Raw genomic sequence first — 14,390 nt, 5'->3', positions numbered from 1 at the left:
GCGAAAGGGGCAGTGCCTGCCCGCCTCCGATCATTCTAGAAATCGTACTTGACCGCGCCGCCGTATGTGCGGGGAAGGGCAGGCTGCGCCACGACGCCCACGCCGCCGTTGGTGGTGACCTGGTCATAATATTTCTTGTCGAACAGGTTGGAGACATACCAGGAGAGTGTGATGCCGCTGGTTTGGGACCTTACCCGCCCGGTCAGATTGAAAATCGTAAAGGCGGCCTGACGGTCGAAATGGAGGTTGCCGCCACCGCCAGGCGCGAAGTCGTAGGAGCTGGAATATCGACCGAGCAACGTCACATCGCCTTGCCAATCTGAGGCGATGGGAAAATTGTAGGTCGCGCTTCCGTTGGCTGTCCAGTCGGGTGAATTGGGTGTTCGCGTGCCGCTCAGGTCCGCTGACGCCAACTGCAAGACGCCCCCCACCAGATTGACCACCGAGGCATTCTCGTAGCGAGAGTAGCGAGAGTGAAGATAGGCCATGCCACCCTGTAGGCGTAAGCGATCCGAAGCGACGATATCGATGTTGGCTTCCACGCCCCACGCCTTCACGCCGCCGGCATTCTCCTGCACGACGCCGCCACTTCCGGTCTTGACCTCCACCCGGGCGACCTGGATGTCCGACGCCTTGGTGTGGAAGGCGGCGAGATCGAAGCGAACGCGATTGTCGAGCAGGCGCAGCTTTGTCCCTGCTTCAAAACCGCGGATAGTCTCCGGCCGCAGTGCCGGCTGGATCACTGATACCGGACTATTAAAGCCGCCAGCCTTGAACCCTTTGGAATAGCTGACGTAGAAATTGGAGGGCCCACTATCGTAGGCGACGACCAGCCGCGGGGTGAAATTGTCCCAGCTTCCGCTCTGTCGATAGGCACCATTGGCTGGAAGAGGCGTAGGAATGATGAAGCCCACGTCGGCATTGTCAAATACTTTCTGGACCTTGCTATCCTTGCTGTACCGGCCCCCGAAGGTGATCTTGAGTTGCTCGGTCGCGTGGTAGGTGCCTTCACCATAGAAGGAGTAGGATGTCGTGTTCACATAATTGTCGAACACGGGGAATATTCCGGCGAACAACGATCCGCCCAGAACACCCGTCAGCCGCGCCTTGGATCGCTGGTAGTTCGTGCCGGCAATGAAGTTGAGCGGGCCATCGAAGGAGGTCGCCGCGCGCAGCTCGTCTATGAACGTCTTGTCGTAGGAGCCGGCGTCCGTGTTCTGCGGCGCGCCGGGAAAGGTATTGGGTATGATGTCGCGGCCAAGAAAACGCGTCTCGTCACAATATACGAACACCTCGCCCGGCGTGAAATCATTGTCCACGCAGGTCGGATTTTGCATCTTCTTGTAACTAAAATTGTTGGTGATCGAGAAGCTATCGCCCTCATATTTCGCCGTTGCGGCCATCTGCCAGGCGCGGACCTTCAGGAAATTGCGCCTCTGCGGTGATTGGAATGTCTCATAGAAGGAAAGCCCGGTCGGGGCGCCCGAAGCGTCGTGCGAAAGCTGCCGGATATAGGCTATGTTGCGCTGCTGTATTTCCCCCTTCGCCAGAATGCTGAAACCATTGCCTGGCTCCCAGAGCGCCTTGACCCGCGCCGCATAGTTCCGGGCACGGCCGCCGCGCTCGGAATAGACTATATTGGTGAGAAAGCCGTCATTCTTGTCCGTGGCACCGGCGATCCGGACCGCTAGATTGTCCGACGCGGCGATGTTCAGGAAGCCTTCAGCGCGCAGCATGTGGAAGTTTCCGTAGCCCAGCAAGATGCTGCCGGAATTCTTGAAGTCGGGGTCGCTTGTATTGATGAGGATGGCGCCGCCGGTGGCGTTGCGGCCGTACAGCGTGCCTTGGGGACCTTTGAGCACTTGTATCTGTGCCGTATCGAACAGTCCGCCGGTGCCGAGCTGCGACTGCTGATAGATATCGTCCACATAAACGGCGACGCTGCCCTCCAGGCCCTGGCCGGAATAGGCCGTGCCTCGCCCGCGAATGTAAGGGTTAATCGTGGCGTCGTTGTTGGGGAAAGTGAGTCCCGGCGTCACGAACTGCAGATTTTGCGCTTCCGTAATGGCGAAACGTTCGCGGTCAGCCGCCGAGAAGGCGTTGATCGTGATCGGGACGTCTTGAAGGCGTTCCGACCTGCGCTGTGCGGTTACGACGATGTCCTGGATTCCAACGCTCGCGCTGTCCTGCACGATGCCGGCGGCCTTAACCGCCTGTTGCGGGGGCGCGGTTGACTGCGCGATGGCGCTGCAGGGCGCTAAGGCGGTCGGCAAAGTGACGGCCGCGAGCAAACGCAATCGGATCACTGAATCAAAGCCCACCCTAATCTCTCCCCTTATATGTATTATTCATGTCGTTCAGTCATATGACTGAACATTAGATGTCGACAAGAGTATTATTTTTTTCGAACACATGCCATAAGAATCGAGAATGGAATTTACGATTGTCGAGATTTATTCATGAAACAAAATTACAATAAAATAATATTCAACCGATCGAGTAAACTATCTCATCTAATCTAGATCAGAATTTGTTATTAAATTGGGTATCCGGACCTAGGCTTGCGTCGATTGGCACTATATGCTCGGATCGGGGCATGGAATGCGCCCGTGCGTCCGATCGGGCGTCATGCATCGCCATACCCCGCGTCACGGAGCGTTCAGGAATGTGATCTGCCTGCGCTGGAACCGCCACTCTCCGGAACTGCGGGCGTAAAGATCCTCATAGCGCGCGCTGAAAATCTGCATGCCGGAGCCATAATCGAGTTCGACATGAGCAGAGACAAGTCCATTCGCGCTGTCCTTGCACACTCCGGGCGTCGTCAGATTATGATGCATCACATGGTTTTGGAATTTTGCCCTGGGCAGTTCCTGGGTCAGCATGGCCCGTAGCGCGGCCTTCCCTTGCGCATGCATCGCGCCATCGGCAGAGCGAAACTCGGCCTCATCGGTGTAACAGGCAAGTACCGCCTCCACATCGCGGCTGTCGATTGCGAAAGAATATCGCGCAATGAGGTCCCAGATGGCGGCCCGATCCTCAAGCGGAATCGAATTTTCAGGCATGATCTCTCCGGCTGTTCTGGCGTGTTGCTGGCTTCGCTTTTTCCAGTCAAGGCTGGCATCATCGCCCCGTATATCGGAATATGCAATCATATTTGAACGTTGGTTCATCAAAAAATTCGTCATGCTATCACCCCACGTGCCGACCTCTGGCGTCAAATCACCACAAAAGTCACTGAAATGCAGTGTCGACCGGCAAGGCGTAAGGTCCACGTCGGGACTTTCGTGTCAATCGTTCCTTGACATCGGAATGCTCGATTGTTCAAACATGACTCATAAGTCATAAATAGACAGACGTCCGCCACCATATGGCAGAACGGAAATAGGGAGAGTATTCGATGCGAGCGGCAACCTGCGCCTTGACGGTCATGACGGCCTTGTCGGTCTTGCCTAGCGTTGCACGCGGGCAGGAGGTCAAAGCGGACGCTGATGGCGCCGTGCAGGCATCCGGCGATGATCTTGGTTCAATTGTCGTGACCGCTCGCCGCAAGTCCGAACGACTTGTGGACGTTCCTATATCTATCGTTACTCAGACGGCGCAGGATCTCAGCCGGGCCAACATTTCGAATGTTTCCGAACTGGCCCAAGTTACGCCGGGCCTCACCTTCTCGCACGGCGGCGGGATCGTGTTTCCCACGATTAGGGGCATTGGTACGACCCTGACACAACCCGGCGGCGAAACGCCGGTCGCGATCTATGTTGATGGCGTCTATCAGCCCAGCCAGTTCGCCGTTCTCCTCGATCTTCCCGACACCGAGCGTGTAGAAGTCCTCAAGGGACCGCAAGGCACGCTTTTCGGGCGCAACGCCAATGCCGGCGCGATAGTGTTGCACACCAAGGGACCCAGCTTCGATACGAGCGCCGACGCATCGGTTTCGGACGGAGTATATGCGGGCCGTGGCGCAAAGAGCGCCAATGAATTTTCAGCCAATGGCTTCATCACCGGGGGCTTGGCGGGCGACAAGCTGGCGGGCAGCCTGTCGGCCACCTATCGCTCATCGGACGGCTATCTCACAAATGACCGCACCGGCAAAAGCTACGGGGACGGCAGCAACTGGGCGGTTCGCGCAAAATTGCTGTTCGAACCTCAGGATGGACTTCGCTTCCTTCTCACCGGCTATTACAGCAAGTCGCGCGATCGCGCCGCCGAGGCTTTTCAGCCATTGAACGGAGTCTCGACCGGCGCTGCCTATGCTGACGCGATCGTGCCCACCAAGCCGTGGCATTTCGCAAGCGACGCCAAACCGGATTATCGGGTCAGAACGCGCGGAATATCTCTGCTGGCAGAAGCCGAAATCGGCGACTGGGGCACTTTGTCCTCGCGATCGAGCTTTCAGAAGAATGACGCCTTCCTGCTCGTGTCGATCGACGGCACCTACAGTCCAAGCTGCATCGCTACGTTCAATTGCCTGACCTTCGCGCAAAATGTGAACAACAAGGGTTTCCAGCAGGAGGTTCTGTTCACGTCCAAGGATCTGGGCGACCTGAGCTTTGTGGTGGGTTCCTTCTATTTCTACGACAAGGTGTTCGCGCGCGCGATCATCAATCCGCCGGTCCGGGCGGACGGCTCCGCGTCGCTTTCCAATCCGGCGATCGGCAATGACGGTTTCATCACATCGGAGGCGATCTCGGGCTTCGGCGAGTTGACCTGGAACGCGACCCCGCGTCTGCATCTCATCGCCGGCAGCCGATATGGCTGGGAATCGAAAGCAGGCTTTGGCCGCGCGAGCTTCTCTCTGGCCCGGGCGGCATTTCCCGCGCCCGATGGGAAGAGCAGTTTCACGGCTTTTCTGCCACGGCTCTCCGCGCGCTACGATCTCTCGGCTCATGCCAATATCTATGCGACCTTCAGCAAGGGTTTCAAATCCGGGGTTCTGGACTCCGGTGCCTTCACCGACAGCGTTGCGAACCCGGAGAAGCTCAACTCCTATGAGGCAGGCTTCAAGCTCGGAACGCGCAATGTCAGTTTCAACCTTGCCGGTTTCTACTACCGGATCGAGGATCTGCAGGTGCAGTTCTTCAACGGCCAGGCCGCCTTCCTCGCTAATGCGAAGGGCGCCAGTATCTATGGTCTGGATTTCGATCTGGATCTGCGTTTCTCCGACAGCTGGAGTATCAAGGGGGGCGGGTCTTGGGTTCCGCACGCCAAATACAAGGAATTCCGTAACGCCACCGCCTATGCCCTGCCTGCCAGCGCTACCGGCCTGACACCGATTGCGGGATTTGACGCCAGCGGGTTGCGGCTGCTCAAGACACCCAAATTGTCGGGCAACGCCTCGATCCTCTATTCGCAGACGATCGGGCTTGGGGACATCGATGCGAGCCTCAACATGACCTATGCCAGCCAGCATAGCTGGGAGCTTCTTGGGCGGGTCAAAACGAACGCTTATGCCGTGCTCGGCGGCCAGGCGGGGATTCATCCGGCCGGCAGCCATTTCCGCTTTGCCGTCTTTGTCAAGAACCTGACCAACAAAGCCTATTTCCAGAGCACCTTGCTTTCCGTCTTCGGCGATGGGGTCGGCTATTCTCCGCCGCGACAGATCGGCGCTCGCATCGATTACAAGCTTTGATGCCGACAAGCGGCAGATGACGGCCAGCAGCGGCATTCACAAAATAAAGGAGATCGTTCCATGGCGCTAATGCGAGCCTATCGCTTGCTCGAATGGGGCAAGGCTCCCGAATTCGTGGACGTTGCGGTTCCAGAGCCCGGCCCTGGCGAAGTCAGGCTGCGCATGAAGGGGGCTGGCCTGTGCAGGTCCGACCTCGACCTTATGGAGGCGCGCGCGGGGGAGGAACCATATGCCACTGCTGTGCCTGCAGGGTTCACCCTCGGCCATGAGAATGCGGGGCTGGTCGATGCCTGCGGCCCAGGCGTGCTCGATCTTGCCGAAGGCGATGCTGTCGCGGTTCACCATGTTCATTCCTGTGGCTTTTGCGACTATTGCCTTGAGGGCGCGGAACAGCATTGCGGAACCTTCGCCCGAGGCGCCGTGACGCTGACGCGGGGTCTCGGGCTGGATGGCGGGCTGGCGGAATATCTCGTGGTTCCTCGCCGCGACGTCGTCCCGATCGGCTCGCTCGATCCTGTGTCTGTCGCGCCGCTTACGGATGCGGGGCTGGCGGCTTATAGAGCGGTACAGTCGGTGCTCCATCGGTTGAAACCGGGTTCGACGGCGGTGGTCATCGGCGTCGGGGGTCTGGGAAGTTTCGGCGTTCAGTTCCTGAAACTCCTCTCTCCCGCTACCGTGATTGCCGTCGACAGAGCGCGAGATAGGCAGGCCTACGCCTTGGAACTGGGAGCCGATGTGGCGATCGACGCGGATGACCGCGCGCGGGAGCAGATCATGGATCTGACCCGTGGCGCCGGTGCAGACGCGATCATCGACTTCGTCGGGAGCCAGGGCAGTCTGGATCTTGCCTCGGCGGTTTCGCGGCCCATGGGGCGCATAGCCCTGGTGGGCATGGGGGGCGGGACATTGCGGGTCGGCTGGGGCCATATGGCGACAGGGTGCGAATTCGCCGTGTCGATGGGCAGCACGCGCAAGGATCTCTTCGATCTTTGCACGCTCGCGGCGACCGGCAGGGTCCGGATCGATAAAGAGACTTTCGCCCTCGACGCCATCGACGAGGCTTTTGCGCGCCTTCGGACGGGCCAGTTGAAGGGAAGGGCGGTGATTTGCCTCGACTGAAACCATTTAGCCGGTCGGGCGGTGAGCATGGATGCCCGCTTCTTGGTCACCGATCATGATTGCGCTGGACAGGGAGCTTGCGCTCCCGGTCTTTCAGGAGATGAAGGATGATGAAAGAAGGCAATACGCCCGTGGAGTCAGGCGCTTCGATCGACGTTGACTTCCGCTTCTCGGAAGTCGTCAAGGATCCTTATGCGGAGCTCGCACGAATTCGCCCGCTGGGCGACGCCATATGGAACAGTCAAGTTCAGCGGCTGATGCTCTGGCGCTATCAGGACGTGCGCCGCATCCTCTCGAACGACCGAAGTTTCAGCAATCAAGAGACCGCTCTCAAGGAGGCATTTGGCCCCGAGGGCATGTTGTTCGTCAACTTCGCCGATCATAATCGCGCCCGGGGTGTGTGGGCGAAGACCTTCAGCGCAAAAGAGAGCGCCGATCGTTTCTCATGGCTGCGCGCCATCTCCGAGGAGACGCTGGCTCCGATGATCGCGCGACTCGAAGCGGGAGAGACGGTCGATATCGTGCCTGCCTTTCAGGAAATCACCGTCACCGCGATCACGCACCTCATGGACGTGCCGAAGGACCGACGCGACGATTTCAGGCGCTGGAACAACGTCCTTGCCAATGCCGCCCAGCTGGCCATTCCCGTGGATGATCCCCGCTATCTGCACAGGGAAAGCGTCAAGCGCGAAGTGTACGAGTTTCTCGAAGAGCAGGTCGCAGATCGGACCGCTCGCATAGCGGACGGTGGCGAGCCTGACGACCTGGTCAGCATGATGGTCAGCGCGTCGCACGGCGGCGACATCACTTCGCGGGCCGCCGTCGATAATCTGCTGAATCTCTTTCTCGCGGCGCTGGACACGACCGCCCGCTTCATGGGCAATATGCTCGTGCAATTGCTCCTGCATCCTGAAGTGCTGGACGAAATTCGGCGCGATCGCGACCTGTTGCCCAACGCGATCGAGGAAGTGTTCAGGCTTCATCCGGCCAATCAGGTGATCAGCCGGCGGGTCGAGGCGGACGATGTTGTCGTGGGCGGTCGCGCGGTCCCGAAGGGAGAAGAAATTTTCCTGCTGACAGGCGCGGCCAACCGCGACCCGGCCATGTTCGAGGATCCTGAGCGTTTCGACATCCGGCGCCCGAACGCATCGGCGCATCTCGCATTTGGCTGGGGGGTCCATCAATGCATCGGCCTTCACCTCGCGCGTACCGAGATCCATGCCTTTTTCCACCACCTGCTCGACGTTCTACCAAAGGTGGAGATCGTCAGCATAGATTATGGCGACAACTGGACGCTTTGGGGACCGCACGAACTCATGCTCCAGCGCGTACCCTGACGTAGGTCGTGACGGACGCGGCGCGCAGCGGCTCAACACAGCCAGTGCTCGTCTGTCGCGCCGGCTGAGAAACATGGCGGATTTGGCAGAGAAGGCGGAGGATCAGCGGTGGACCTTGGAATAAGACACAAGACCGCCTTCGTGATGGGCGGCAGCAAGGGGATTGGCCAGGCTGTCGCTCGGGAATTGGCGCGCGCGGGCTGCAACGTCGCTATCGCGGCGCGCAATGACGCTGATCTGGACGCCGAGGTGAAGGCATTACGAGAGATCGGCGCTCAAGCTATTGGGATTCGCGCCGACCTTTCGGATCCGCGGGCCTTCGAGCCGGTGTTCGAAACGATGCGGGCGTCCCTTGGGCCTGCGGACATCGCGATCTTCTCGCCGCCGCAGCCTCCAACTGGAAGTTTCATAGATCTTGAGCCCGAACTATTCGAGAAAGCGTTGAGCGAGGTCGTTCTGGCCTTCATCCACATGGTCCGGCTTGTCTATCCGCATATGAGGGAGAAGAGCTGGGGTAGAATTGTGACGATCGGGTCGATGGTGACCAAGCAGCCCGCCCGAGGGGGTCTTGGTTTCGACTATGCGCTGGCGAATATTTCAAGGTCCGCAGCCGCTTCGGCTTCCAAGACGATTTCCGCCGAACTCGCGCCTTTTGGCATCACGGTCAATACCGTGGCGCCGGGTTCGATCGATACGATCTCCTCACGGACTTTCAGAGAGGAGCTCGCCGACAGTAGCGGTGCGCGACAAGAGCAATTGCTAGAAATGCTGATGGCGAGCACGCCGGCGCGACGCATCGGGCAACCGAGTGAGGTGGCGGGGCTGGTTGCTTATCTGTGTTCGGTGCAGGCCGGCTTCACGACCGGGGAGACCATCCTTTGCGATGGCGGGCTCGCCAATTGCATCGTTTGAGCCATCATGGGCGCTGCCGATGACTAGATGTCCTCGAAGCGGTCAAGCGGAGAAGCTCTTATTCTGCTTAGCCATGATCCTCGTCTGAATGTTGATGCAGTGCCCTCATGACAGAAACCTGCCCGCGCTTATCCACCTATTTCGCGAGACACGGCGCGACCGCCGTTGACCATATCAGAAGCTTCATCAACAACATGATCGCCAATCGGTCCGACATAGGACCTATGGCTGCCCGATCGGTACGCTGCGCGGCGAGCTCGGGAAGCTCAGCCACCCGGCGCGACCAGAAGCAAACGCACTCTTTATGCTGTTCAGGACATGGCTTCGTGGGCAGTCCACGCCTCTGGGCCCCGGTCGGGACGCCGACGCGCTGGCGATGCATCTTTCTTGCCCGCAGCCAGGGCGTGGCGACGCTGGCAAGCAGCTTTCGCGACGAGGATCTCATCGGGCAGGAAGTCGATCGGATGTGCGCATGGCTGCACGCCTGCGTGGAATCCGCCGGGCCCGAGAATGAAACGGAATCCTGTTCGGGGCAGCAAGCCGAAGCGGCGCGCACGGCCCGGATGATCTTTGAAGGAGTATAGGATGAAGCTTGAAGGCAAAGTCGCCGTCATCACCGGAGGCACCAGCGGGATGGGCCTGGCCACAGCAAGACGCTTCGTGGCCGAGGGCGCGACCGTCATCATCACGGGTCGCCATCAGAGCGCCCTGGACGAAGCCGCCGCCGCGATCGGAGGAGCCATCAGCGGGTTCGCGGGCGACATCGCCAGTCTTACCGATTTGAATCGCCTCCATGAGCAAATCAGGAGCAATCACGGGCGGGTCGATGTGCTGTTCGCCAATGCCGGCCGAGGGGACTCGGGATATTTCGGACATGTCACCGAAGCCGAATTCGACGCCATCGTCGGGACGAACTTGAAGGGCACGTTCTTCACTGTCCAGACATTGCTGCCGCTCATGCCTGAAGGCGCCTCGATCATCCTCAACGCGTCGATGACGGCCCGGAAGGGCATTCCCGGCTTTAGCGTCTATTCCGCGACTAAGGCGGGATTGCGATCGCTGGCGCGGTCGCTGACCGCCGAACTCAAGGATCGCAGGATCAGGATAAACACCCTGAGCCCTGGCGTGATCAAGACGCCGCTAACGCTGGCCAACTATTCAGAGGAGGCGATCGACGCAATGCAGGCCGAGATGACGCCGTTGGGCCGGGCAGGTGAAGGTGAAGAGATCGCGGGCGCCGCATTGTTCCTTGCGTCGTCTGACAGCAGCTATGTCACCGGAATTGACCTTTGCGTCGATGGCGGCGCGGCGCAAATCTGAGCACCCGATCCGAGAGTAAATGAGCGGACGACAATTTAGCTATGGGGGCGCTTAGCCTTGGGGCCCGCGATCTCCATAGCTTTTAGCCAAGCAGGCCGCGCGGCAATCTGCTGCGCATAGCGTTTGATGTTGCTATAATCGTCCAGGCTTTCACCGATAAGCGTTGGCAGCGTCGTTACGGCAAAGGCCGACATGATGTCGGCAAGCGTGAAATCCTGACCCGCGAGGTAGGTATGTTCAGCCAGCCGGTCGTCCATATGACGGAACAGGCCTTCCCTGCGACGACGTGCCACCTTGCCGAGCATTCCACCATCATGCCCAGTGCCCGTACTCTCAAGCGCGGTCTTCACGAACAAGCCGACTGGGCATTGTTGTTGAACTCCAGCCAGAAGAGATAATCGGCATAATTGTCGGCATCAGGCGAAACGGTCAGTCTGCCGCCGCCATATCTGTGGGCGATGTACTGGACAATGGCGGTCGACTCGGCGAGAACCCCGTCGCCGTCCTTGATGACGGGCGCCATGGCGGCGGGATGTAGGGCGAGATATTCCGGCGGTGCCAACCCGTCCGCGCCGCGATCAAACCATTCAAGCTGGTAGGGCAGGCCCAACTCTTCCATCAACCAGACGATCCTATCGGATTGTGAAACGCCAAGATGATAGATCGTGATCATATAGTACCTTCCCGCGAGCAGATCCCTAGCCCGCAATGTCTGCTTCATGAGAGATGGGGCGTTGTTAATCGACACGGAAAGAAACTGGGCCTGAATGGGAGAGGATCCTCTCACCGAACGACATCAAACTGCTGATTTGACCCTGAGCCTGGTGTGGCGCACCTCGGGGAAGGCTGACATACTCGAGCGCGGTGGCGAGATCGGAGGGGGGTCCTCGTGACGGCAGTGCAAAAAGTGCCGCTAAGCAACCCATTGACTTTGTTCATATAACTCCGACTTCGTCCCCGTAAGTGGTTGATATTCCACACTACGGAGGTTTTTCATATTACGCTCCTGATCGCGGCCACTGGCGGTTTCTCGCCCAGGAGCCGATCCCGGTGTGGTGAAACGTCAATGGTGATGACGCCTTTGGTGTTGATATGCTCGTGCGCATTGGGGGCGATGTGCATGATGTGATGATCCGGAAAGGTGTCCGGCATTCGCGCTCGAATCTCACCGATCCGGGTCGCGTTCCACGTCATGATAACGTTGGTAAGCAGTGTCAGGCCTGATGATATCGCGGCCATTTGCTCGGGCGTGCGGCCATGCCGTGCGCCGATCGGCCCGGAATAGATCGCGCGCTGCAGGGTGTGGACCGACTCGCCTTGGCTGAGCAAAGCGTCGTTCATCCCACGGAACGCCGGATCGCCGAGATAAGCGCCCAGGAAGCGGGTCAGTAACAGCCTGCCGAAGGCATCCCCTGCCTGAAACGCCTCATCGCCCCGCGCGGCGCTGCCAAAGCGGTCCAGAACGTAGGTCGCCGAACACCAGCCACTCTTGGTCGATGCCGCAATCCGCAGGAGCGGATCCCATCCCCGGGTGATGGCGCCGGTTGAGACGGTCTCGCTCACAATTGGCCGCAAGCTGGCAGGTACATCGAGGCCACGTGGGAGATAGAGCTTGCGTTTATTCATCCCGGCAAGCCTCGGGGCGAGATCAAACCCCACGAGATTGGCCAGCGCCATGCCGAAATGTGTGTGGCCATGCGTATCCACCGCGACACGGTGGAGATCGACGGCTTCGTGGCGAAGAGCCCCTTCGATAGCGGCCCCGGCTTGCCGTCGGTTCAGAACGACGGCCTGGTCATGCAGGATCACCCACTGGTCGAGCACATGGGTGTACGTTCCGACTGCCGGAGTGCGCCGCCGCGGATCATGGCGGGCTGTCCAGAGACGGCGGGTTGCATCAAGGCTCATCATGTCGGCCGATGCCTGAATTCCGCCTCCCCACAGCCTTGTGACTGGAAGCGTCCTGAAATGATCAAGCACCAAGCGGTTGGCCGCCGGCAATCGACCATTTGCCTCGATGCGGCGCATCATCTCGCCGACTGCGTCGGCTTCAATATTGAGCGTCATGCGCGCCATGTCGGCGGCAGTCAGATCGGAACCCAAGGCGATCAGGGCCGCGTAGAGGGTTATGAGCTCATGCTCGCTTCGGGGCGACCTGCCCAACAGGGCCCAGGAAAAGTGCGTGGTGGCATCGATGGCGATCAGCAAGTCCGGTAACTGGATCTTTCCGACGCCGGCGAACAGTTCGCGGCGAATGCCCTTGAGCCTTTCGTCTTCGGGAGCCGCCTTGAGTTTTGGAACGACCAATCGGTCGTTTTCAATCCGGATATCGCCCCTCGATACCGCCGCATCGATGGCTTTCAGGGCGGTCGTGAGTTCATCCTTGATCCAGCGGATGGTCGCTTCCGGCTTGGCTGACACCGCGAGGTTTCGCACGAACCGTGCTCGTTCCTTTTGCCATTGCGCCTTTGGGATCAGGCGGTCCTCAGGGGCACGGTGTTCCAGGCTGTGGTCGACGCTAGCCTGCCCATTGCGGAGAGAGCGTTTGAGCAGCATGAGCGCCGCCGCCCTATAGCTGCCAAAGGCGGCCTCGCGGTCCGGTTGATCGATGAGGAGCGCCCACGTCCGGCCGAATGGATTGGCGGTGCCTTCCGGCAATCGCCCCATTTCCGAAGCCGCCACCCGGTTCAGTGTCGCCAGTGCCTGCGCAAGCGGGTGCGTCGACGGTAGATCCAGGCTGATCGACGCCGCCGCGCCCAGCAACTCACTCGCACCTCTGCCTGCCGTCGCCAGTTCCCGCCGGACCCGGCCAACCTTCGTGGATGGACCGTGCGCGCCGGCCGGCAGGAACGGTGCCAACATGATGCGCATCTGGTCGCGCACGACGGAAGCGGAGGTGTTCTCGTCATCGACAAGGCTTGCCAATTGCAAGACCAACGCTTGATGTCGGCGCAGCTCGTCCTCGACCGCCGCCTCGGCGCGGGTTCGGGCCTGACGCCAGAGATCGGCGATCCGGTAGTCGATCATCCCAAGACCGTCATCCGTGAGACGCAGCAGTTGCAAGCGCAGAAAGCAGGCTATTTCAATGGTCTTTCGCTCACCGCGCATCCGCTTGAGCGTCGCAGGCTTGCGGTAGAGCATTGATCTTGCCTGGGCCTTCAGCATTCCGGCCGCCAAGCCAAGTTGGAGCCTATCGGCCCCAAGTTTCTTCAGAAAATCGATCTTCGCGATATGGTTGGCGAGGCCTTTGGTTTTACGGGACGCGGGACTGTCTCGAAGCCATTCCAACCGCGTCTTGCCGTTTGGCATTGTCTCCGACAGCTCAAGCGGCCAGGCCTTTGTCTGTTCCATCCCCACTGCGGCTACCGCGCCGGCCAACAGGCCGCCATCGTGATGGCGCCGGGCGCCTGATGCAGAACTCCTCAGCCGTCGCGTTGGCAACTGGACATAGTGGTGATCACGGAGCCATGCGCGCGCGGCTTGTTCCAACTCGTCCACGAGGAATTTGTCGCTGGCCTCGCGCCGCAGAAAGCCATTCAACGCGCGTTCCCCGTGCTCGGTGAGGTCGCGCAAACCCAGCGCCTGTTTTGCCGCGTCCTGGTGCTCGAACAGCGTGCGGTGGCGGCGGTAAAGCGCGCGGATTGAGGTAAGCCGGGGCGGTGCAATCCCAAGCTCGGCGCCGAGATGAGCCAGCACTTGCGACGGAATCATCTCCACGGAATTGAGTGGCGCTCCCGTGAGCCGCAGAAAACCAACCTGCAGCGCCACACCCAACCGGTTTAACGGTCGCCGGCGGCGGTGGACGGCTCGCCGATCATCCTCGGAAAGCGAAAAGAAATGCGCGACTTCGGGTTCGGTTAAATTCTCCGGAAACCGTTCCCAGCCAAGATATTGTCGAAACGGCGCATCCACGACTCGGCCCTCCCAGGAAAGACCCTACACACCGCCGGCTGAAGGTCGAGAAACCTCGCTGCACAACAATATCAATGAGTTATAATTTTCTTGCGGCTTTTATGGCTATGTTTCAATGACTTGCTTAGCGGCACTTTTTGCACCGCCGTCACGAGAACCCC

At 59.7% G+C, this 14,390-nt stretch carries 11 protein-coding genes; 6 read left to right on the top strand and 5 right to left on the bottom strand.

Annotated elements, in window-relative coordinates; all coding sequences use genetic code 11:
- Nucleotides 1-35: 35 nt before the first annotated feature.
- The gene (locus tag DM806_RS01805) at nucleotides 36-2,321 is read right to left on the bottom strand and encodes a TonB-dependent receptor (protein WP_179041569.1); all 2,286 of its coding nucleotides are present in this window, start codon (nucleotides 2,319-2,321) and stop codon (nucleotides 36-38) included.
- 327 nt (nucleotides 2,322-2,648) lie between these two features.
- The gene (locus DM806_RS01800; RefSeq protein WP_179041568.1) at nucleotides 2,649-3,185 is read right to left on the bottom strand and encodes a nuclear transport factor 2 family protein; all 537 of its coding nucleotides are present in this window, start codon (nucleotides 3,183-3,185) and stop codon (nucleotides 2,649-2,651) included.
- Between the two features lie 212 nt (nucleotides 3,186-3,397).
- Between DM806_RS01800 and DM806_RS01795 the strand changes: the two genes are divergently transcribed.
- From DM806_RS01795 to DM806_RS01770, 6 genes are all read left to right on the top strand, one after another.
- Nucleotides 3,398-5,629 (top strand): TonB-dependent receptor, encoded by a 2,232-nt coding sequence (locus DM806_RS01795; protein WP_179041567.1) that lies wholly within the window; start codon nucleotides 3,398-3,400, stop codon nucleotides 5,627-5,629.
- A 60-nt stretch (nucleotides 5,630-5,689) separates the two neighbouring features.
- Nucleotides 5,690-6,748: an NAD(P)-dependent alcohol dehydrogenase gene (locus DM806_RS01790; RefSeq protein WP_179041566.1), complete on the top strand. Its 1,059-nt coding sequence runs from the start codon at nucleotides 5,690-5,692 to the stop codon at nucleotides 6,746-6,748.
- Nucleotides 6,749-6,855: 107 nt separating this feature from the next.
- Nucleotides 6,856-8,085 (top strand): cytochrome P450, encoded by a 1,230-nt coding sequence (locus tag DM806_RS01785; RefSeq protein WP_179041565.1) that lies wholly within the window; start codon nucleotides 6,856-6,858, stop codon nucleotides 8,083-8,085.
- 108 nt (nucleotides 8,086-8,193) lie between these two features.
- Nucleotides 8,194-8,997 (top strand): SDR family oxidoreductase, encoded by an 804-nt coding sequence (locus tag DM806_RS01780; protein ID WP_372859176.1) that lies wholly within the window; start codon nucleotides 8,194-8,196, stop codon nucleotides 8,995-8,997.
- A gap of 107 nt (nucleotides 8,998-9,104) precedes the next feature.
- Complete coding sequence (locus tag DM806_RS01775; RefSeq protein ID WP_179041563.1) at nucleotides 9,105-9,581, top strand: hypothetical protein; 477 nt, start codon at nucleotides 9,105-9,107, stop codon at nucleotides 9,579-9,581.
- Between the two features lies 1 nt (nucleotide 9,582).
- The gene (locus DM806_RS01770) at nucleotides 9,583-10,317 is read left to right on the top strand and encodes an SDR family NAD(P)-dependent oxidoreductase (RefSeq protein WP_179041562.1); all 735 of its coding nucleotides are present in this window, start codon (nucleotides 9,583-9,585) and stop codon (nucleotides 10,315-10,317) included.
- Nucleotides 10,318-10,352: 35 nt separating this feature from the next.
- Here the strand turns inward: DM806_RS01770 and DM806_RS26920 are convergent, their stop codons facing one another.
- From DM806_RS26920 to DM806_RS01760, 3 genes are all read right to left on the bottom strand, one after another.
- Entirely contained in the window at nucleotides 10,353-10,622 is a 270-nt protein-coding gene (locus tag DM806_RS26920) for a glutathione S-transferase family protein (RefSeq protein ID WP_218647297.1), read from the bottom strand.
- A 41-nt stretch (nucleotides 10,623-10,663) separates the two neighbouring features.
- Nucleotides 10,664-10,990 (bottom strand): glutathione S-transferase N-terminal domain-containing protein, encoded by a 327-nt coding sequence (locus DM806_RS26915; protein ID WP_218647296.1) that lies wholly within the window; start codon nucleotides 10,988-10,990, stop codon nucleotides 10,664-10,666.
- Between the two features lie 320 nt (nucleotides 10,991-11,310).
- A complete protein-coding gene (locus DM806_RS01760; RefSeq protein WP_179041561.1) occupies nucleotides 11,311-14,229 on the bottom strand; it encodes a Tn3 family transposase in 2,919 nt (972 codons plus the stop codon).
- Nucleotides 14,230-14,390 lie beyond the last annotated feature (161 nt).

Source organism: Sphingobium lactosutens (assembly GCF_013393185.1).
In the GTDB taxonomy this organism is placed as follows: domain Bacteria; phylum Pseudomonadota; class Alphaproteobacteria; order Sphingomonadales; family Sphingomonadaceae; genus Sphingobium; species Sphingobium lactosutens_A.
This window is presented reverse-complemented; position numbering and strand designations above follow the sequence as displayed.